Below are 20,653 nucleotides of genomic sequence, written 5' to 3' on the forward strand. Positions count from 1 at the left end.
GTGGTGAGTGAATAAAATGAATTATTTAAAAAAACTAGGGTACACAGCAGTACTTACGGTTTGTAGCGTTCTAGTGCCACCACTTGCCACGGCTCAAAGCCAAGTTCCAGTGCTTACGGTTGAGTTACCGATGCAAGGTATCACGCTGCAATATTCGCAACCTACGCGCTTAGAGCAAGTATTAACGGACGCCAATGCGAATGGCGCGTTAGGGTACTTCCCGCTGTCTGCTCAGCTATTTGATCGTAATGCTCAACCGCAGGTAGACAACGTAAAACAACAGGTGTTGGATAAGCTCAAGCATTTAGCCTTACAAGAGCCACAAGCAGAATCTGTGCTTAAGCAGCTCGCATCTTTTGATTATCAAGCACGTTACTTTGTTGAGTTAGACCAAAATGCAGTGATGTCTCAGGCAGACAAGAATCCCTTATTGGTTTCAAAAAAGCTAACTGTTGCATCAAAAAAGCCAGCTATGGCATCAACACAGCTAGCTATGGCATCGAAACAGTCAGCTTCGCAAGGGGTTAGTGCTAAATCAACGGAACAACAGCACTTTGAGTTATATCTAACCGCTCGCCCAACCTCTGTGACTGTAGTCGGCGCGGTAAAGCAAGCTCACACGCTGCCTTTGGTTGAACACGCTCAGCTAGATAACTATTTAACGCGGTTGCCAAAAGACCAGTTGCTAGATATTGCTGATAACAGCACGGCATCTGTCATCCAACCCGATGGGCAAGTGAATGAAATCAGTTATGCCTACTGGAACAGTAACCCCGCTTATTTTGCTCCCGGTGCTATTATTTTTATCGCCTTTGATTCGCTCCCTTCTGAGTTTTCCACTTTGAATCAAGACATTGTCGAACTTCTACGTCATAAGGTTAATCTGTAATGTCGGCTACTCAATCATTTCCATTAACTCTGCTCGCAAGTTCGATTACGGGTGCCTTACTGGCTGTCAGCAGCTTTGCTGTTAGTGCACAAGACCTTTCTGCCACCACGCAAGAGCAGCAGCCTTCTCAAGTCGAGGTTTCGGGCTTTAGTACGCCAACGCTAAAACACTCTCAATCGGACTTTGGGGGGGTGGGTTTAATGCAAATGCCTACCGCGCGTATGGCTCCAGAGGGTGAATTCAACCTAAGTGCATCGTTCAATAACGAATATTATTTTTATAACGTTAGCCTGCAATTGATGCCTTGGTTAGAAACCACCATTCGCTATACCCAAGTTCAGGATCTGCTTTATAGCGGTGGCGGGAATCAAGATTGCTCGCAAAACTCATTCAGTGGTTGTACTAAGTACACTGACAAAGGCATCGATTTTAAAGTTCGTTTAATGGAAGAAGGCTACTATTTACCGGAGCTTTCTGTCGGAGTGCGTGACTTTGGAGGTACAGGATTATTTGATGGTGAATTTGTTGCGGCGAGCAAGCGATTTGGCCCACTTGATGTCACGTTAGGCATGGGTTGGGGCTACATGGGCACCAGTGGTAATATTACCAATCCGTTCTGTAAAGCCAGTGATAAATTCTGTGAGCGTGAGTCAGATACGAAAGGTAACGGAGGGATGGTCGACTTTGAGCGTTGGTTCAAAGGCGATGCGGCAATTTATGGTGGTTTAGAATATCAAACACCTTATAAGCCATTAACGCTGAAGCTTGAATACGACAGCAATGATTATTCACAAGATTTCCCAGTAATGCGTGGTGGTGTCGACATGACACAACATACGCCATGGAACGTGGGTGCTGTGTACCGTTTTACTGATTGGGCGACGGCAAAAGTCAGTTATGAGCGTGGTGACACCTTAACCATGGGCTTTGACTTAACCACCAACTTTAATCAAATAGCCTCCGTTTGGCGAGATACCGAAGCGGCAACTTTGCGACCAAGCGAAGCAAGCAGCATGGATGAGGTTGAACTGGCCAAGTTGACCCAAGAGCTTGAGACCGTTGCGGGTTATGAGCAAGCGCAGATCTTGGTCGACGACAATACGCTGATTGTGAAAGGCGAGCAGGTCAAATACCGCAATCGAGAAGTTGCGCTGGAACGTGGAGCAACGGTGATTGCCAACCATGTCCCTGACTATATTGACACCTATAAGATCGTTGAAACCAGCAACGCAGGTGAGTTAAATCAAACCGCTATCGATGCCAATCAATTTAAGCAAGTCGCTACATACCAGTATTTGGACTCGGATATTCAAGACGCTGCACAGCCAAGTGATGTTGAATCGAAATCGGCGATCGCTTATCACGACGGCAGAGAACGTTTCGATGTGTCTGTCGCGCCTAACTTGGCGCAATCTTTTGGCTCAGCGGAAGATTTTTACCTATATGCTCTAGGCTTATACACCAATGCGTCTTTCTGGGCGACCAACAACATTGAGCTGTCTGGCTCTTTGTATATAAACTTGATCGACAATTACGACAAGTTTAATTATGAAATTCCACAAGATGGCACAGCGCAAACACCACGAGTGCGAACGCTTTTCCGTTCTTACGTTGACGAGCCTGTTCGTTTAGATCGCTTGCAGCTGACATGGTTTGAAGACTATGGCAGCGGTATCTACACTCAAGCCTATGGTGGTTACCTAGAGAGCATGTTTGCGGGTGTGGGTGGTGAAGTACTTTACCGCCCATACAACAGCAACTGGGCAATTGGTGCCGATGCCACTGCCATCAGTCAGCGTGACCCAGAAAGTTGGTTTGGTACGTTTGATGAAGAGCTGCAATACCATGAAAAAGATCAGGCTTACTACAAGGTGATTGATAAAGGCACCACCGGATTTGTTACCGGCTACTACATGCCGCAGTGGGATTTCTTAAGTGATACTTTGTTTAAAGTTGGTGTGGGTAAATTCTTAGCGGGAGATATTGGTACTCGTATCGATTTCTCTAAGCAGTTCAAGAGCGGTGTTATCGCCGGCGCGTTTGTTAGCTTAACCGACATGACCACCGAAGAATACGGTGAAGGCAGTTACACCAAAGGCTTTTACGTATCGATCCCATTCGATCTAATCACGGTTAAACCGAGCTCAAGCCGTTCACAATTCACATGGCAACCGCTAACTCGTGATGGTGGACAAGTGCTGAATAAGCAATACAACTTGTTCGACCAAACCGACGCTCGCTCACCTTGGTTCCAAAGACCAAGTAGCGTGAAGTAGAGCGGAAAGAGCAGTATCGAGATGCGGGTAATCGAGTAGCGAAGAGCGAGAAAAGATAGATACGGGTAACGGGATGCGAGATACGAAGAGCAAGGAAAGAGCGGTATCGAATAATCGAGATTTGAACCTGCTCTTATCTCTTCGTTTACTCGTATCTCGATACTGCTCTTAAGCTCTTCGTCACTCGTTTACTCGCTACCCGCATCTGCTCTTCAGAATCCCGTATCTGCTCTTTAACCATTCAACTAGGTTGATAATAAGCATAAATTGTGGATAATGTTCACGAATTAAACTAACCGTGTGCAGTGGTATTTTTTGCGACGTTTAGTTGCTCAGTTAGTTAGATAGCCCTATTCAATTTTTAGCGTCTTTTTGGGCCAGCTAAGTGAGTAAATCAAATAAGTTACGCAGTGTGATGTCGCGGATTATCAAAGGGCGGTAGCATTCCCCTCACTCATTGAAATGGGAGTCATATCTTGCTACTTCCCCCAAACTTCCTCTTGTGTAACTGATGAAATCAAAATACCTCTATTCTTTGGATGCCCTTTTAGGCGCCAGACACATTCCGTTTCTATGAATTGGTAAACATGAAGATTAATAAAAATAGCCTCCTTTTAGCGTTCCTTCCTGCATTATTGGCAGGCTGTACCACTCCGGGGACTCACCTTTCTACCGACAATAAGAATGTGATTCAGCCTACTGAGGAACAGCAAAAATCTGACATCTCTGATGTGGTTAATCTTTATCCGCTGACGGCTCAATCAGTATCGAGTTATCAAACTAACGTTTTGTCGGCTTCACAAGCCAACCCGGAACTTGATATTGATATCGCAAAATATGAATACCAAGTGGGTATCGGTGATATCTTAAACATTACCATTTGGGACCACCCTGAATTGACGATTCCTGCGGGTTCGTACCGAAGTGCAGAAGAAGCCGGTAACTGGGTTCGTTCAAATGGCACTATATTTTACCCATACATTGGTAGTGTTAATGTTTTAGATAAAACAGTGGATGAGATTCGTACTGAAATTACGAAGCGCCTTTCTCAATATATTGAAAGCCCCCAAGTTGATGTGAATGTAGCAGGGTTTCGTTCTCAAAAAACCTATATTACCGGTGAAGTCGAAGCTCCAGGGCAGCAGGCGATTACTAATATTCCCCTAACTTTACTCGATGCAGTAAATCGTTCTGGCGGTTTGTCTGAAGATGCCGACTGGCGCAATGTTTCATTAACACGTAATGGTGTACAAGAGTATGTCTCTTTATATGCGCTAATGCAGAAGGGAGATTTGACTCAAAATCGATTACTACAAAAGGGTGATATTGTTCATGTGCCTCGTAATGACGCTCAAAAAATCTTTGTTATGGGTGAAGTAAACGACCCTAAACTATTGAAGATTGACCGTGCGGGTATGAGTTTGACAGAGGCACTTAGTAATGTTGGTGGTATTAATCAACTGGCAGCCGATGCGACTGGTGTGTTTGTTATTCGTACTTCTGATGACAAGTCGGAACGCATGGCGGATATTTACCAGTTGAACATGGAAGATGTCTCAGCATTGGTCATTGGAACCGAATTTGATTTGAAATCTTATGATATTGTTTATGTTACAGCTGCTCCGATTACTCGCTGGAACCGAGTAATAAGCCAGCTGCTCCCAACCATTACAGGTTTTAACGAATTATCTGAATCTGTGTTGCGTGTTCGTGATTGGTAAATAGCCCATATTGATAATCAGGTTACATGTTGTGTAACCTGATTTTTTTATACTTATAAATACATTACAGTTTGCAGGTAAACTAAGTTTATAAGCTCGTTTAGTTTATAGCTACGTTTAGCTTAATAAGCCCATTACAGTTAGAAGTCAGTTATGTTTAATAAAATTTTAGTCGTATGCGTGGGCAACATTTGTCGCTCCCCGACTGGAGAGCGAGTTTTACAAAACTTGCTTCCCAACAAAGAAGTGGCCTCTGCTGGTATTGCTGCCGAGAAAAGTCGTTTAATTGGTAAGCCTGCAGACGACACGGCGATTTTAATCGCTGCAGAAAACGGGGTCGATGTTGAAAATCATCAGTCTCAACAAGTGACGCCACAGCTTTGTGCCCAGTATGATTTGATCTTGGTGATGGAGAAGGGCCATATGGAGGCGCTCACTCAAATCTCGCCGGAAGCGCGTGGTAAAACCATGCTGTTTGGTCGGTGGATTGGTCAAAAAGACATTCCTGACCCGCACCGCCAAAGCCGCGAAGCGTTTGAATACGCTTACAAGTTGATTGACGAAGCCGCACAAGCGTGGGCAAAAAAGCTCTAGAGAAGACAGTTAGGCGTTAGCTAGAGTTCGTTAAGCTTTAGGATGCCCAGTTAAGCTTTCGAGATAGCTAGTTAAGCTTTAGAGATACCCAGTTAAGCTATACACACAGCCATTAATCGAATCATATAAAAGAGAAGCCAATAAGCCGTACTTAACTTCTCTTCAAAATACTAGTTTAGGAAGTCGTAATCTGATGACAACACAACCATCTCAGCAATCACACACAGATAACTCTGATGAGATAGACATAGGGAAACTGCTTGGTATCTTATTAGATGCTAAATGGTTAATCATGCTGACCACATTCGTTTTTGCTGTGTTTGGTATTGCGTTTGCCCTACTTTCAACGCCGATATACAAAGCCGATGCCCTGATTCAAATTGAAGAGAAGAGCTCTGGCGGCATTTCTTCCATGGTTGGTGACATGGGAGACATGTTCTCTCAGGAGTCTTCTGCCACAACAGAAGTGGAGATCATCAAATCTCGTATGATTTTGGGCGAAACAGTCGATAAGTTTAACCTCACAACTGTGACTTCACCCAACTATGCACCCATCGTGGGTAAAGGTTTTGCACGCTTAACTGGCGACATCAACCACATCGCAGTAAGCCGTTTTACTTTGCCAAGCTACGCGAACGGTTACGCACACACCATTCAGATTATTGATGCTGAGCAGGGCACTTACCAATTGGTTCGTGACGATGAGCGCGTTATCTTGCAAGGAAAAATAGGTGAGCTTGCCACTGCAGATGACTACAGCATGTTTGTGGCAGGTTTTGAATCGCATAACGATTTTGAATTTTCAATAGGTCAGCGTAGCCGACTAGAAGCAATCGAATGGTTGAAAGCTTCTTTGTCTCTGTCTGAGCAAGGTAAGCAGACCGGTATTTTGAAGCTAAGCTTTGAAGGCGAAAACAAACAACAGATTTCTGAAATACTTAACCACATTAGCCAGATCTACTTCTTACAAAACGTGAAGCGTAATTCAGCAGAAGCAGAGAAGAGCCTAGAGTTCCTAGAGAGCCACCTTCCGGGCATTAAATCTGAGCTAACTGGCTATGAAGACGTACTAAATAATTACCGCCAAAAGAACGAATCGATCGACTTAGGCTTAGAAGCACAATCAACCTTGAAAGTAATGGTAGAGCTTGAAGCGCAATTGAATGAGCTAACGTTTAAAGAGAGTGAAATCAGCCAACGCTTCACTAAAGATCACCCTGCATACAAAGCCTTGCTTGATAAGCGTAAAACGCTATTGGGTGAGAAAGAGCGCCTAAACAAACAAGTACAAAAGCTACCGAAAACACAACGTGAAGTACTGCGTATGACACGTGACGTTGAAGTAAACCAACAAATCTACATCCAGCTTTTAAACAAGGTTCAAGAACTGAGCATTATTAAAGCCGGTACGGTTGGTAACGTTCGTATCTTAGATGACGCTCAGGCTTATGCTGGTGCCGTTAAACCGAAGAAGCCGTTGATTGTTGTATTAGCGACGCTACTGGGTGGTATGTTGAGTGTGGCGTTTGTATTAGTGAAAGCAGCATTCCACCGTGGTGTTGAAAGCCCAGACCAAATTGAACAAATTGGCCTGCCGGTTTATGCAGCGGTACCAAAATCTGATTTGCAGATAGAGCTGACTAACCGCTTTAAATCGAAGAAACAGAAGACTAAAGGGACCCAAGCACTGCTTGCTGAATCTAACCCTGCGGATCTTTCGGTTGAAGCACTGCGTGGCCTGCGTACCAGCTTGCACTTTGCGATGCTGGAAGCGAAAAATAACATCCTGATGATTTCAGGCCCGGCACCGGGCATTGGTAAATCATTCATCTCGACCAACTTTGCCGCAGTAGCTGCTAAAACAGGTCAAAAAGTGCTGTTGATTGATGCCGATATGCGTAAAGGTTACCTACAGCAAAGTTTCGGTGTGAACTGGGACAACGGCCTTTCTGATGTATTAAGTAGCAAGGCAGAATTCGCTCAGTCAGTGAAGTCGACCCCAGTTGAAAACCTAGAAATCATTACCCGCGGCCAAGTACCACCAAACCCATCTGAGCTGCTGATGCACCCGCGCTTTGCAGAGTTAATGGAATGGGCATCTAAAGAGTATGACTTGGTGATTGTCGATACCCCACCAATACTGGCGGTAACCGACCCAAGCATTGTTGGCGCCTTTGCTGGCACCACATTAATGGTTGCTCGTTACGGCCAAAACACCGTAAAAGAGATCGACGTTGCTCGTAACCGTTTCGCACAATCGGGTATAGAAGTGAAAGGCGTTATCTTCAACGCCATCGAGAAGAAAGCATCAAGCTCGTACGGTTACGGTTACTACAACTACACGTATTCGAGCGACAAGAAGTAAAGAAAGCAGATACGGGATTCGAGTGGCGAGATACGAAAAGCGCCACTCGAATCAGCTCTTCATCTCTTCGTTACTCGTTTACCCGATACCCGCATCTGTTCTTTTAGCTCTTCGAATACCGTTTACCCGTCACTCGCATCTGCTTTTTAAGCTCTTCGCATCCCGTTTACCCGTCACTCGCATCTGCTCTTTTAGCTCTTCGCATCCCGTTTACCCGTTACCCGCATCTGCTTTTTAAGCTCTTCGAATCCCGTTTACCCGTTACTCGCATCTGCTCTTAAGCTCTTAAAGCCATAACCGGACAAGCCTTATTTACACCCCAATCTTTATGCCCCTTCACATTCTCATCTGAAATCAAGAATTGCTCTTGCAACGCAGCCATCAAACCAAACAGTGCCTTACGCTGCGCAAGCGTGAAGTTATCTTCTGGTTGCAGAGCAGCATTACAGCCACCGACCATACAAACCCCAATATTGCCCTTGTTGTGTCCTTTCACATGCGCGCCGGTTTGTGACAGTGGCCTGCCAAGTTCGACATCCCCATTGCGACGAATAACAAAGTGATACCCGACATCGCGCCAGCCTTTCTTTTTATGCCATCGGCGAATCTCGGCTACGTCTACATCTTGCTTTGGCGTTGTGGCGCTGCAATGCACCGTAATAAAAGAGAATACCGGGCAATGAGGCAAACGAAGTAAAACCGAAACGAGACTGAAGGAATAGGGCGCGAGTGAAAAACAAGGCTCTAACGAAAGGCTTCGTTCTTCCGTGCTAGCCCGCTCTTCCGAGTCAGCCAGTTTTTGTGAATCAGCAGACGCTTCTAACGGCTGGTGTGGAACTCGATCAGTTGCTGGTGGAGTGTTTGACAAAATAAATCCTCTTGTTATTGTAAATAGGCGATTAAAGACGTTGATAACGATTCTTTTAAATTAGGGTGCAATGCGATGTGTTGTCGCAAACTGGTGGCTACGGTTTTTGCATAGCCAGAGTGGTGACTGACATAGTGCAAAATACATCACGCAATAACCCAGTGGTTGGCTACGCCGTGCTCGGCTGATCATCCAACAAATATCCTCATAGCTGGGATTTTCAAAGTGAGTATCTTCAAAGAGCAGATTTTCACAACGAGAACCTTCAAGATCAGGCTCTTCGAAGCGCTGGTCTTCGAAATGCTTATCTTCATAGCCCTTGTCCTCATCAGCCTTGTAAACCCCAGCCTCACTGATCTCGAAGCCATATTGGTCCTCACACAACAGTGGGTGACGCGACTGGTTGAGGGAATAAGGTCGGCATTCGATGCTCGCCATTTCGGGTTGGTACGCTGAAATAAAAAGAGAAACTATCGCCTTCATTAAGCACCTTATTGCTGCATGGGGAGGGCAATGTACTTCAACATTCTTGATTGGGGTTGGCGGTAATAGCGCGAAAATGGAGGAACACAAAAAAGTGAGAGGTGCTTCGAAAAGCTACTGCTCAATAAGATTAACGTTGCATATTCATCCGAGGCAATTAACCAAACATCTTTTCTTACAACTTATCTCATAGGCCTTTCGCCCCCAAAGCGCCAAAAAGTGTTGTTAATGCCCTTTATATCAATGGATTTCTGTATGAATGCCCAATTACAAGGAGCGTTAACCATGTGTGTTTCTCTTATTCTTTCTTTTATCCCATTAAAAACCGGCTCGCCCATCAGCAAGTTGGTGTTATTAAAATTAGCCGATAACGCAGATGCGCGTGGCGTGTGTTTGCCTTCCCTAAATTACTTGGCGCAATATTGCGAAGTGTCGGTAAGAACCGTGAAACGACACGTTAACGAGCTCGAAAAACAAGACTTTGTGAAGTGAATAAAGCGGTTTGATGATTCAGGACGACAGCGCAGCAATATATATCAGCTACGCCTACCCAGCGACAGCCACATTCAGCAGATCGAACTAGACCAAGTAGATAGGGATTTAGACCTAAATGATCAAACCGATCATTCAGACACTCCCCTGGGTGACACAAGATCCAACACGGAGAGTGATCATCCTGCACACATAATCTTTCATAAAGAACATAAAACAGAGTTGAGCTTGAAAAGCGACATCTTGGATGACACTGATGTGTTTGATCCTCCAAGCGGTTCTGATGAGCATGAGACCTCCACCTCCACCTCCACCTCCAAACCCCAAAACAAAACCAAAAATGAAGCCGTGATTCACCTGCTCACCAAAGAGGGCAGCGCGCCGATTTATCATGAGTTCACCACCATATTAGAACGCACCTACCCAAAGTTAGATGTGCTGCAAGAACTGCATGCAATGCAAGCGTGGCTGTACATCAACCCGGATAAGCGGAAGCCCTTCGAGCACATTGGCCACTTTGTGAATGGCTGGCTAAGAAGAAGTGCCCAAGCCCAAGCCAAAGCGAAGCAGAGCTCATCGCCAGTCTTTAAGCAAACAAGAACGGCTAAGCAAGCTAAAGCGGTTAAGCAAACACAAGCGGTGAAACCCTCAAAGAAAGCTCAATCTATAAAATCCGTAGGATCAATAAAAGTAGATGTGCCCACAGCTGCTTCAAACCAAGCAAAGCCAATCAAAAGCAATCAAGCCCCTAGTTCAATCCAAATCGCCCGGCACGGGTTCTAAGCAGGGACCATTCGATCATTCACAGACTAAGCGCTTGTTCACACAGCTAAAAGCTAAGGCAAACCAAACGCTAATACAGACAAAAAACGTCAAGAGACAAAAGTAGAATTAGGAGAGGGAAAATGGACGATACCAGCCTAAACAAACTGACAACGGAAGAAAAAGTAACCATTTTAGAGAAAGAGATAGCGCGAGTTGAAGGGCGCATTGGCGAGTTCTTGAAACTACTCGTTAACCACTACCCACAAGGGCTAACACACACCGAAATTAAAGAAATTTTGGTGGTAAACAACAACCCAAGCTTCGTCTCGCTGTACCGAAACGGCAACATTTTCATTGATATAGAAAAGCGCTATTGCGACGTAGCACAAGAAAACCGCTACTTCATAGGTACTCAGTACCTGCAAGACGTACAATGTTTTCGCTGGGTAAATGCGTGGTGAGATGTTTGACTAGACAGGGTTAATTTCAAACTGGTTAATATGCACTTACTTTGCTAGAATGCGCAGCATATTTAAAATCGTATGAAAACCGCATAAAGCGTACAAATTGTAATTATTGCCTTTAGGAGCCAAACCTAAGGGCGGTAGCGTACCCAAATTCAAATGGGCAGCAAGTAAAAACGCTACAAACCACAGAAAGGCTGCTTTAAAGGCCTATTGGGGCGATTTTAAAAAGGTAGAAAAATCTAGGTTTTATAAAGGGCTGTCTAAAATAGACTGTCTCAAAGTGAATAAAAAATGTCTCAGTGTGTTTAATATAACTGAGGTGTTTTTGTGAGTAAATGACTCGCAGAATTAAGAATTAAGAATTAAGAATTAAGCATTTAATATTTTAGGAATAAATATGACGTCCATGTTTGAAAATACCAAAGTAGCGATAATTGGCTTGGGTTATGTTGGCTTGCCGCTCGCTGTAGAATTCGGTAAAAAAGTGCCAACGTTAGGCTTTGATATCAACCAATCTCGCGTTGATGAGCTTAAAAGTGGTTCAGATTTTACGCTTGAATGCTCGGCAGAAGAGCTTAAAGAAGCGGAGCTTCTTACGTACACGGCAGACCTTAATGCACTCAAAGAAGCCAATGTTTATATTGTTACGGTACCGACGCCAATTGACGAGCATAAACAACCAGACTTGACTCCATTGATTAAAGCATCAGAAGCTTTGGGTTCGATTGTCAGTAAAGGCGACGTTCTGATTTATGAATCTACTGTGTACCCGGGAGCAACAGAAGAAACCTGTATCCCAGTGGTGGAGTCCGTGTCAGGGCTAACGTTTAATAAAGATTTTTTTGCTGGCTACTCTCCAGAGCGTATTAACCCGGGTGACAAAGAACATCGAGTGACGAATATCTTAAAGGTTACAAGTGGCTCGAACCATGAGGTTGCCGAATTTGTTGATCAACTTTACAAAACTATCATTACAGCAGGCACTCATAAAGCTTCAAGCATCAAAGTAGCAGAAGCGGCAAAGGTAATAGAGAACACTCAACGTGATGTAAACATTGCCTTGATTAATGAACTTTCAATTATCTTCAATAAGCTAGATATCGACACCTTAGAAGTATTAGAAGCTGCTGGCACTAAATGGAACTTTTTACCGTTCCGTCCAGGTTTAGTCGGTGGTCATTGTATTGGTGTTGATCCATATTACCTAACACACAAAGCACAGACTGTTGGTTATCATCCTGAGATGATCCTAGCTGGTCGTCGTCTAAACGATGGCATGGGCAAGTATGTTGTCTCTGAATTGGTAAAGAAGATGCTCAAACAACGCATCCATGTTGAAGGAGCAAACGTATTAGTGATGGGGCTTACTTTTAAAGAAAATTGCCCAGATCTGCGTAATACGAAAGTGGTTGATATTATCGCTGAACTAAAAGAATACAACATCAATGTCGATGTTGTTGATCCTTGGTGTTCAAATGAAGAAGCACAACATGAGTACGGCTTATCGTTAACTCAGCCAAAACCTAACCATTACGATGCCATAATCATGGCCGTAGGCCACAATGAATTTAAGGAAATGGGTGCATCAGAAATTCACGCACTAGGTAAAGAGTCTCACGTACTCTACGACTTAAAATACGTACTGGATAAATCAGACGTAGATATGCGTTTATAGGTTGGTATACGGGAGGGTGGATGTTAGTTAATTAACAGAATGTTTATCCCTCCTTACCTCCTTATCTCCTTAAGCACTGAATCGTTAGCAAAGAGACATCATGACTAAATTCGAACAAATCAAAAGCGAACTTGTTGCTACTCCCAAAACCTGGTTAGTAACCGGAGTAGCCGGCTTTATTGGTTCCAACCTTCTAGAAACGTTATTAAAACTAAACCAAAAAGTGGTCGGCTTAGATAACTTTGCAACCGGCCATCAACGTAACCTAGATGAAGTAGAAGGTTTAGTTGAGGTTAACCAGTGGGATAATTTTACCTTCATAGAGGGTGACATTCGCAATTATGAAACCTGTCAGGATGCCGTTAAAGGGGTGGATTATGTATTGCACCAAGCTGCGTTGGGCAGCGTGCCCCGTTCTATTGCTGATCCTATTACTACTAATGCAGCGAATATCACGGGTTTTCTTAATATGCTGACTGCTGCCAAAGAAGAGCAAGTAAAAAGCTTTACCTATGCGGCGAGTAGCTCGACTTATGGCGACCACCCAGCGCTGCCTAAGGTTGAAGAGAATATCGGTAACCCCCTATCTCCTTACGCAGTAACCAAGTATGTAAATGAACTTTATGCGAATGTGTTTGCTCGTACTTATGGTTTTAAAACTATAGGGTTGCGCTACTTTAACGTATTTGGTCCTCGTCAAGATCCAAACGGTGCTTACGCAGCGGTGATTCCAAAGTGGACAGCATCAATGATTGAAGGCGAGGAGGTATTTATCAATGGTGATGGCGAAACCAGTCGTGATTTTTGTTTCATCGATAATACGGTTCAAATGAATATTCTGGCAGCTACTGCGGAAGATTCTGCCAAGGATGAGGTGTATAACGTGGCACTGGGTGACAGAACCACCCTAAACGAGCTTTATGCTTCAATTCAAAATGCGCTTAATGGGTTAGGTTTTAGCTTAGATACAGCTCCAACCTATCGCGATTTCCGTGCGGGTGATGTTAGGCACTCGCAAGCAAATATTGCAAAAGCGCATGACAAGCTCGGCTATGTTCCAGCGTTTCGTATCCAAGATGGTATCAATAAGGCGATGCCTTGGTACAAACAATTTATAGGCTAACAGAATGAAAATACTGGTTACTGGCGGTGCTGGCTTTATAGGCTCAGCAGTAGTTCGCCATATTATAAATAATACTACTGATTCAGTTATTAACGTCGATAGCTTGACCTATGCCGGTAACTTAGAATCTCTTATAGAAGTGGATTCGAATGACCGTTATGCATTCGAACAGGTAGATATTTGTAATCGTTCAGAACTAGATCGAGTATTCAACGAGCACAAACCTAGCGCTGTAATGCACCTTGCTGCAGAGTCGCATGTCGACCGTTCAATTACAGGCCCAGCAGCGTTCATCGAAACTAACGTTGTCGGTACTTATACATTATTAGAAGCGGCGAGAGCTTACTGGAATGACCTAGATACAGAGGTTAAGCAGGCTTTTCGTTTTCATCATGTATCAACAGACGAAGTCTATGGTGATTTGCCGCATCCAGATGAAGTTGAAGAAGGTTCAAAGCTACCATTATTCACAGAAGAAACGTCGTACGAACCGTCAAGTCCATACTCAGCCTCAAAGGCAAGTTCCGATCACTTAGTGCGTGCATGGCTTCGTACTTACGGATTACCAACTATGGTAACCAATTGCTCAAATAACTACGGGCCATATCACTTTCCGGAAAAGCTAATTCCATTAGTGATTTTAAATGCATTAGAAGGAAAAGAATTGCCAATTTATGGTAAAGGTGACCAAATCCGTGATTGGTTGTATGTAGAAGATCACGCTCGCGCCCTGTACAAGGTAGTGACCGAAGGTAAAGTAGGCGAAACCTATAACATTGGTGGCCACAACGAGAAGCAAAACCTCGAAGTTGTGAATACAATTTGCGACATCCTCGATACGTTAGTACCGAAAGATTCTGCGTATGCAGAACAAATCACTTATGTTCAAGATCGGCCTGGCCACGACCGACGTTACGCTATTGATTCAAGCAAAATGCAGCGTGAACTTGCCTGGGTACCAGAAGAAACCTTCGAAACAGGCCTTAAAAAGACCGTTCAATGGTATTTAGACAATTCAACTTGGTGCCAAAATGTACAAGACGGTTCATACCAACGCGAACGTTTAGGCGTTGATATATCTCAAGAAGGTGAAAGCTAATGAAAGGGATTGTTCTAGCGGGTGGTTCAGGGACACGTTTATACCCTTTGACTCGCGGGGTATCGAAACAGCTATTGCCTATCTATGATAAGCCGATGGTGTTTTACCCAATATCTACATTAATGCTGGCGGGTATTAAAGATATTCTAATCATTACAACATCTGAAGATAATGCCGGTTTTATGCGTTTATTGGGTGATGGTTCTGATTTTGGTATTAATCTAGAGTATGCAATTCAACCAAGCCCTGATGGTTTAGCACAGGCATTTATCATCGGTGAAGAGTTCATTCGTGATGACAGCGTCTGTTTAGTTCTTGGTGATAATATCTTCTACGGTCAGTCTTTTTCTAAAACGCTGCAAAGCGCAGCGTCAAGAGAATCTGGTGCCACGGTATTCGGTTACCAAGTCAAAGATCCAGAGCGTTTTGGTGTGGTTGAGTTTGATGAAGAGATGAAAGCCGTCTCTATTGAAGAGAAGCCTCAAACACCAAAGTCCAACTATGCAGTAACGGGGCTGTATTTCTACGATAATCGTGTGGTGGAAATGGCCAAGCAAGTGAAGCCATCACACCGTGGCGAGTTAGAAATTACAACCCTCAATGAAATGTACTTAAATGACGGCTCGCTAAACGTAGAGTTACTCGGTCGTGGTTTTGCATGGTTAGATACTGGAACGCATGAAAGCCTGCATGAAGCCTCGTCTTTCGTGCAAACGATTGAACATGTTCAAGGCTTAAAAGTCGCGTGTCTAGAAGAGATCGCATGGCGCAACGGTTGGTTGAGTGACGAGCAAGTGTCTACTCTAGCTAAACCGATGATGAAGAATGATTATGGGCAATACCTCACCCGTTTAGTTAATGACAAACAAGGTATAAAGTAATGCGTGTATTAATCACCGGTTGTCACGGTCAAGTTGGTTCAAGTCTTACTCAAAAGCTCAGTGAACGTAAAAATACAGTGGTGCTAGCTCTTGATAAAGAGCAACTCGATATAACAAATAGCGATGCTGTTTTTGCAGCAGTTGAGGTATTTCAACCAACGGTGATTATTAATGCTGCAGCGCATACTGCTGTTGATAAAGCAGAAGAACAAATTAAATTATCGTATGCAATAAATAGAGATGGCCCAAAATACCTTGCTGAAGCGGCTCAAAAAATGAATGCTGCGATACTACACATCTCAACAGACTACGTTTTTGAAGGCAAAAAAGCCGGTGAGTATGTGGAAACGGATGCGACAAACCCGCAAGGCGTTTACGGTGCCAGTAAACTTGCTGGTGAAACGGAAGTGGCAAAAGCATGTGGAAAGCACGTTATTATTCGCACCGCATGGGTATTTGGAGAAAATGGCAATAACTTCGTGAAAACCATGCTGCGTTTAGGTGAAAACCGAGACGCCTTGAGTATTGTTGGTGATCAGTTTGGTGGGCCTACCTATGCGGGTGATATTGCAGATGCATTGATTCAAATTGCGCAGCGCATCACTCAGGGAGATACGGTGGATTACGGTGTTTATCACTACTCGGGTTTGCCTCATGTGAGTTGGCTTGACTTTGCTGATGCTATTTTTGATGTTGCGGTTGAGCAAGGAGTACTAGCAAAGAAACCGAGTTTAACAAGCATCACCACCGACCAATACCCAACCCCTGCTAAGCGGCCAAGTAACTCTCGATTGAGCAACGAGAAAATCATCCAAAATTTCACTGTTAAAGCGAGTGATTGGAAGGCGGCATTAAACAATATTCAAGCGTATACAGGATCATAAAATGAAAGTCATCGACACTAACATTCCTGATGTGAAAATTATCGAACCTACTGTGTTTGGTGATGAGCGTGGATTTTTTATGGAAACTTGGAATCAAAAGCAGTTTGAAGAACTGGTAACCGGCAAGCCAACTCTGTTTGTTCAAGATAATCACTCAAAATCGAAGAAAGGCATTTTACGTGGGCTGCATTTTCAAACTAAAAACACGCAAGGAAAATTGGTTCGTGTGGTTTCTGGCGAAGTGTTTGATGTAGCCGTTGATATTCGTAAAGGTTCGCCAACTTACGGACAATGGGTGGGCGAATATTTGTCGGCAGAAAATAAACGTCAATTGTGGGTGCCTGAAGGTTTTGCTCATGGCTTTTATGTAACAAGCGATGAAGCGGAATTTGTTTATAAATGCACTAACTATTATGACCCATCGTCTGAAGTATCTATCAAGTGGGATGATAAAGATATTGGAATTCAATGGCCAATTAATGAGCCACCCCAACTTTCATGTAAAGATACTAATGCGATATTTTTAAATAAGATTGTTAAAATCAATGATGCCTGATGATAATATAAGTAAGCTAGGGATTAAAAGTTTATTAAAGCTTTTTTCAGGAACATTTTTAGTAAATGTTTCTTACACTATTTTGGGGTTTATTAATACGATCCTATTGGTGAAGGTTCTTGGTTCATCCCATTATGGTACCTATATATTCTGCCTTAGTATAGTGTCACTTTTAAGTATTCCTATCCAGTTTGGTGTACCTACCATGGTTATGAGAGAGTTTGCTGCCTATCAAATGATAAAACGGTGGGACTTAATAAAAGGCCTTGAAATTAGCTCGCATGTTTTTGTTTTAATTATGTCATTTCTTATTGGTGGTATGGCTATAATTTTTATAACGATGAACGCGGAACAGTATTATGAAGACAAATATAACTCACTTTTAATAAGTGTTGCACTTGTTCCTATCTTGTCTTTTGGTGCATTAAGGGACTCAATGCTGAAGGGTTTCAGGTATGTTGTATTAGGTTTGCTTTCCGAGTGTATTATACGACCGCTATTTCTACTGATATGCTTAGTCGCTGTGATTGGTTTTGGTATTGAAATAAATAATTCTAACATTCTAATTAAAGTTTATATTATTTGTTCTATTATATCGTTTATTATTGGAATATATATATATAGCCTCAAAAGACCCATTATATTAAATAGTGAAGTTCCGACATATAAAAATAAAGAGTGGATACTGGTTGCTCTTCCTCTCGGATTTACAACTGGTATTCAAGCATTAGGGCTTCAATTAAGCACTGTTAGTTTGGATTACTTTGGTGAAAGTTCCGATATTGCATTTTATCGTGTTGCAGTTTTGATATCTGGTTTTGTAGTTGTCATACTGCAAGTTATAAACTCAGTTGTCGCTCCTCACTTTTCCAGGCTATATGCCAGCGGTGATCTTAAAAGTATAGAAACTCTAATTGCAAAAACAATGAAAATTGTTTTTGCAGCAACAATACCAATTGTGATTGGTATTATCGTTTTCGGAGAGTGGATTCTACAGTTTTTTTATGGAATCGAGTTCGCAGCATCATTTTATCCCCTAGTTATTTTAACTCTCAGTCAAGGTGTAAATGCTTTGTTTGGCATGGTCGGTCTGCTATTAAATATGACAGGATTTCAAAAAAGTGTAACTAAGCTTGTTTTTTTTACCTTTATAATAAATGTCTTCCTTCATTTTTTATTAGTTCCTAAATATGGAGCTACCGGAGCTGCAATTTCCTCCTTTATTTCGATGTTTTTTCTTAATTTTCTATGTTGGCTGTTAGTAAAATTCAATCTAAAAATTAAATATTTTATATAATAAGAGATTTTTCATGTCAATTAAAGTAATAAATAATCAGTCAGATACAACTTATATATTCTTTGGTGGTGTTGCTGGTGGGATGGGCTTACCCCAATTTGAATTTTTGAATTTTTCTGAGAGTTTAAATGGAAATAAAATATTTATTACAGATGAGAAACAGTCTTGGTATTCCATGGGCGTGAATAGCGATACCCATTCAATAAAGGAAACAGCATCATATATAAAATTAGAACTGGAAAAATTAAAAAGCTCTAAAATAATTTGTTGCGGAAACTCAATGGGTGGTTATGCGGCTTTAATTATTGGCCTGTTAATAAATGCAGATAGAATAATTGCGTTTTCTCCTCAAACGACGGTTAGAATGTTATGGATTATTTTAAATGGCGATTATAGGTGGTTCCTTAAAATGGTTAAAGCTAACGTTAACACGTTTTTTTTTCCAGTTGATGTCAAAGATTTATATATTAATGGAGTGGATTCAAAGGTTGAAGTTTTTGTGGGGAACGCTGATAAGTACGATGTCAAACATGCGAATAGGTTAAAGGGAATTAATAATGTTTTTATAAAATACTTGCCAGATTCCGATCATAATTTGATTAAGGAATTAAGAAGAAGTGGGGATTTATTGAAAATATTTAACGGCGAGGAGTTTTATGAACATTATAACTAAAATAAAAAAAATTATAGGTAGGAAAACTTTTTTTGATAACGCTAACGTGGGACATGGGTTTAAATCGTCAATTAACAGAGTATATAATAGTGGTTCAAGGGATTCTATTACTATAGGAAGTAATTGTACATGTGGAGCCGATGTATATTGTACATCAAGTGCAAATATAAAAATTGGTGAAGATACTTGGATCGGACTAAGAACTACTTTGAGGGCATCAGATTTTATACACATTGGTAGTAACTGTGCAATATCTACTGATGTTTTAATTCAAGATAATAATAGCCATCCAATATCAAAGCATCAAAGGCGATTGCATATTAAGAAAGGTAATGAAAATGGTGGGATTGATCTGTGGGAAGACAAAAACGTTGAGAGAAAAGGAGTTAAAATAGGTAATGATGTTTGGATTGGTACAAGAGTTATTATTTTAAAAGGGGTTGAAATAGGTGATGGTGCAATAATTGCGGCAGGATCTGTCGTAACTAAAAATGTACCTGAGAATTCAATTGTTGCCGGTAATCCAGCTGTTTATGTCAAAAGCATAGAAAGAGAAAATGAAAATGAACAAGAAAGTTAACCTATTTATAGTTGGTGCTCCAAAATCAGGTACTACCTCCCTTTATTCTTATTTGTGCCAGCACCCTGATGTGATTGGTGGAATAAAAAAAGAACCTCATTTTTTTTGCAAAGATTTTGTCGGCTTTCGGTGGTTCAATAACGAAAAGGAATATGAAGAAAACTATATTAGTAAGGAAGAGAAAAAATATGCAATAGATGCATCAGTAATGTATTTTTTTTCAAAGGATGCTCCCCAAGAAATTTATAAGTATAACCCTGATGCTAAAATCATAATTATTCTCCGTGATGAAGAAGAATTTTATCTCTCATTTCATAATCAAAATTTATATAATCGAGATGAAAATATATCTAGCCCCAACAAAGCATGGTATTTGCAATCTGACAGGAGTAAAGGATTAAAAATACCCACGACTTGTAGAGAGCATGAATTCTTACAATATAAAAAGCTGATAGATTATAAACACTACTTGCGTAGATACTATGAAGTATTCCCAGATAAACAAATAATAGTAATACCTTTTAAACCATGGGTAAAGGATTTGAAAGGATATCAAATGAAAATTTTTGATTGGTTAAGCCTTTCAAAAGAATATAAAACTGAATTCATTAAGGAAAACTCAAAAAGAAAGCATCGATTTAAAATTTTATCTTATTTGACCAATCAACCGAATAAGAAAGTCTTATTAGTTAGCAAGTTGGTAAAAAAAGCTCTAAATATAGAAGGAGTTAGCCTAGCAAGTAAGATTAGAAATCTAAATACAACAGACGCGAAATATGAAGTTCTAGATTATTCAATTAAAAAGGAAATTGAAGTTATTTCAAAATCTAATGAAAGCTATTTGAAAAGCAGATTTTTTAATATAGAGTGAATCTGCTTCTTCGGGGGGGATATATGATCTAGATCAGAGGTTTAAGCTGAAATAGAGGTGTAATGTACTCCCCAAAATTACCATGTATAATATT

The 20,653-nt window shown here is 41.8% G+C and carries 17 protein-coding genes and 2 pseudogenes; 17 read left to right on the forward strand and 2 right to left on the reverse strand.

Features of this window, described 5'->3' with window-relative positions:
• Positions 1-16: 16 nt before the first annotated feature.
• The 5 genes from AC3CID_RS00930 (at position 17) to AC3CID_RS00950 (ending at position 7,845) form a co-directional block, all read left to right on the forward strand.
• Positions 17-889, forward strand: a complete 873-nt coding sequence (locus AC3CID_RS00930; protein WP_488526810.1) for a capsule biosynthesis GfcC family protein — start codon at positions 17-19, stop codon at positions 887-889.
• Positions 889-3,165, forward strand: a complete 2,277-nt coding sequence (locus AC3CID_RS00935; RefSeq protein WP_488526811.1) for a YjbH domain-containing protein — start codon at positions 889-891, stop codon at positions 3,163-3,165. The genes AC3CID_RS00930 and AC3CID_RS00935 overlap by 1 nt, the downstream gene beginning before the upstream one ends.
• 587 nt (positions 3,166-3,752) lie before the next feature.
• Positions 3,753-4,886 (forward strand): polysaccharide export protein, encoded by a 1,134-nt coding sequence (locus AC3CID_RS00940; protein ID WP_488526812.1) that lies wholly within the window; start codon positions 3,753-3,755, stop codon positions 4,884-4,886.
• A 153-nt stretch (positions 4,887-5,039) separates the two neighbouring features.
• The gene (locus AC3CID_RS00945) at positions 5,040-5,480 is read left to right on the forward strand and encodes an arsenate reductase/protein-tyrosine-phosphatase family protein (protein ID WP_488526813.1); all 441 of its coding nucleotides are present in this window, start codon (positions 5,040-5,042) and stop codon (positions 5,478-5,480) included.
• Between the two features lie 193 nt (positions 5,481-5,673).
• The gene (locus AC3CID_RS00950) at positions 5,674-7,845 is read left to right on the forward strand and encodes a polysaccharide biosynthesis tyrosine autokinase (RefSeq protein WP_488526814.1); all 2,172 of its coding nucleotides are present in this window, start codon (positions 5,674-5,676) and stop codon (positions 7,843-7,845) included.
• Between the two features lie 277 nt (positions 7,846-8,122).
• Here AC3CID_RS00950 and AC3CID_RS00955 read toward each other — a convergent pair whose 3' ends face one another.
• Together AC3CID_RS00955 and AC3CID_RS00960 are read right to left on the reverse strand one after the other, a co-directional pair.
• The gene (locus tag AC3CID_RS00955) at positions 8,123-8,713 is read right to left on the reverse strand and encodes an N-acetylmuramoyl-L-alanine amidase (protein WP_488526815.1); all 591 of its coding nucleotides are present in this window, start codon (positions 8,711-8,713) and stop codon (positions 8,123-8,125) included.
• Positions 8,714-8,773: 60 nt separating this feature from the next.
• The gene (locus tag AC3CID_RS00960) at positions 8,774-9,196 is read right to left on the reverse strand and encodes a hypothetical protein (protein WP_488526816.1); all 423 of its coding nucleotides are present in this window, start codon (positions 9,194-9,196) and stop codon (positions 8,774-8,776) included.
• 285 nt (positions 9,197-9,481) lie between these two features.
• Between AC3CID_RS00960 and AC3CID_RS00965 the strand changes: the two are divergent.
• The 12 genes and pseudogenes from AC3CID_RS00965 (at position 9,482) to AC3CID_RS01020 (ending at position 20,559) form a co-directional block, all read left to right on the forward strand.
• Positions 9,482-10,471 (forward strand): annotated as a pseudogene (locus AC3CID_RS00965) (helix-turn-helix domain-containing protein).
• Between the two features lie 122 nt (positions 10,472-10,593).
• A complete protein-coding gene (locus AC3CID_RS00970) occupies positions 10,594-10,914 on the forward strand; it encodes a hypothetical protein (protein ID WP_488526817.1) in 321 nt (106 codons plus the stop codon).
• Between the two features lie 403 nt (positions 10,915-11,317).
• Positions 11,318-12,595 carry a Vi polysaccharide biosynthesis UDP-N-acetylglucosamine C-6 dehydrogenase TviB gene (gene tviB / locus AC3CID_RS00975; protein WP_488526818.1) on the forward strand — a complete coding sequence of 426 codons (1,278 nt, stop codon included), beginning with the start codon at positions 11,318-11,320 and terminating at the stop codon, positions 12,593-12,595.
• A 100-nt stretch (positions 12,596-12,695) separates the two neighbouring features.
• Positions 12,696-13,718 (forward strand): SDR family oxidoreductase, encoded by a 1,023-nt coding sequence (locus tag AC3CID_RS00980; RefSeq protein ID WP_488526819.1) that lies wholly within the window; start codon positions 12,696-12,698, stop codon positions 13,716-13,718.
• Between the two features lie 4 nt (positions 13,719-13,722).
• A complete protein-coding gene (gene rfbB, locus AC3CID_RS00985) occupies positions 13,723-14,817 on the forward strand; it encodes a dTDP-glucose 4,6-dehydratase (protein ID WP_488526820.1) in 1,095 nt (364 codons plus the stop codon).
• Positions 14,817-15,698, forward strand: coding sequence for a glucose-1-phosphate thymidylyltransferase RfbA (gene rfbA / locus AC3CID_RS00990; protein WP_488526821.1), 882 nt, complete (start codon positions 14,817-14,819; stop codon positions 15,696-15,698). The genes rfbB and rfbA overlap by 1 nt, the downstream gene beginning before the upstream one ends.
• Entirely contained in the window at positions 15,698-16,582 is an 885-nt protein-coding gene (gene rfbD / locus AC3CID_RS00995) for a dTDP-4-dehydrorhamnose reductase (protein ID WP_488526822.1), read from the forward strand. The genes rfbA and rfbD overlap by 1 nt, the downstream gene beginning before the upstream one ends.
• 1 nt (position 16,583) lies before the next feature.
• Positions 16,584-17,138, forward strand: coding sequence for a dTDP-4-dehydrorhamnose 3,5-epimerase (gene rfbC / locus AC3CID_RS01000; RefSeq protein WP_488526823.1), 555 nt, complete (start codon positions 16,584-16,586; stop codon positions 17,136-17,138).
• Complete coding sequence (locus AC3CID_RS01005) at positions 17,128-18,435, forward strand: oligosaccharide flippase family protein (RefSeq protein ID WP_488526824.1); 1,308 nt, start codon at positions 17,128-17,130, stop codon at positions 18,433-18,435. Before rfbC ends, AC3CID_RS01005 begins: the two co-directional genes overlap by 11 nt.
• 13 nt (positions 18,436-18,448) lie before the next feature.
• On the forward strand, positions 18,449-19,108 hold the full coding sequence (locus tag AC3CID_RS01010; RefSeq protein WP_488526825.1) for a hypothetical protein: 660 nt from the start codon (positions 18,449-18,451) through the stop codon (positions 19,106-19,108).
• A 388-nt stretch (positions 19,109-19,496) separates the two neighbouring features.
• A pseudogene (locus AC3CID_RS01015) lies at positions 19,497-19,649 on the forward strand (DapH/DapD/GlmU-related protein); the annotation flags it as partial.
• 22 nt (positions 19,650-19,671) lie between these two features.
• Entirely contained in the window at positions 19,672-20,559 is an 888-nt protein-coding gene (locus AC3CID_RS01020) for a sulfotransferase family protein (protein ID WP_488526826.1), read from the forward strand.
• Positions 20,560-20,653 lie beyond the last annotated feature (94 nt).

The organism is Vibrio sp. QJM3NY_21, assembly GCF_057785975.1.

Bases quoted from the DNA above. Each gene is read 5' to 3' on its own strand.
- AC3CID_RS00935 (WP_488526811.1), top strand. From the start codon at position 889: ATGTCGGCTACTCAATCATTTCCATTAACTCTGCTCGCAAGTTCGATT.
- AC3CID_RS00930 (WP_488526810.1), top strand. From the start codon at position 17: ATGAATTATTTAAAAAAACTAGGGTACACAGCAGTACTTACGGTTTGT.
- tviB (WP_488526818.1), top strand. From the start codon at position 11,318: ATGACGTCCATGTTTGAAAATACCAAAGTAGCGATAATTGGCTTGGGT.
- AC3CID_RS00970 (WP_488526817.1), top strand. From the start codon at position 10,594: ATGGACGATACCAGCCTAAACAAACTGACAACGGAAGAAAAAGTAACC.
- AC3CID_RS00980 (WP_488526819.1), top strand. From the start codon at position 12,696: ATGACTAAATTCGAACAAATCAAAAGCGAACTTGTTGCTACTCCCAAA.
- AC3CID_RS01005 (WP_488526824.1), top strand. From the start codon at position 17,128: ATGATGCCTGATGATAATATAAGTAAGCTAGGGATTAAAAGTTTATTA.
- rfbB (WP_488526820.1), top strand. From the start codon at position 13,723: ATGAAAATACTGGTTACTGGCGGTGCTGGCTTTATAGGCTCAGCAGTA.
- AC3CID_RS00940 (WP_488526812.1), top strand. From the start codon at position 3,753: ATGAAGATTAATAAAAATAGCCTCCTTTTAGCGTTCCTTCCTGCATTA.
- AC3CID_RS01020 (WP_488526826.1), top strand. From the start codon at position 19,672: ATGAACAAGAAAGTTAACCTATTTATAGTTGGTGCTCCAAAATCAGGT.
- rfbA (WP_488526821.1), top strand. From the start codon at position 14,817: ATGAAAGGGATTGTTCTAGCGGGTGGTTCAGGGACACGTTTATACCCT.
- rfbD (WP_488526822.1), top strand. From the start codon at position 15,698: ATGCGTGTATTAATCACCGGTTGTCACGGTCAAGTTGGTTCAAGTCTT.
- AC3CID_RS00950 (WP_488526814.1), top strand. From the start codon at position 5,674: ATGACAACACAACCATCTCAGCAATCACACACAGATAACTCTGATGAG.
- AC3CID_RS00960 (WP_488526816.1), bottom strand. From the start codon at position 9,196: ATGAAGGCGATAGTTTCTCTTTTTATTTCAGCGTACCAACCCGAAATG.
- AC3CID_RS01010 (WP_488526825.1), top strand. From the start codon at position 18,449: ATGTCAATTAAAGTAATAAATAATCAGTCAGATACAACTTATATATTC.
- rfbC (WP_488526823.1), top strand. From the start codon at position 16,584: ATGAAAGTCATCGACACTAACATTCCTGATGTGAAAATTATCGAACCT.
- AC3CID_RS00945 (WP_488526813.1), top strand. From the start codon at position 5,040: ATGTTTAATAAAATTTTAGTCGTATGCGTGGGCAACATTTGTCGCTCC.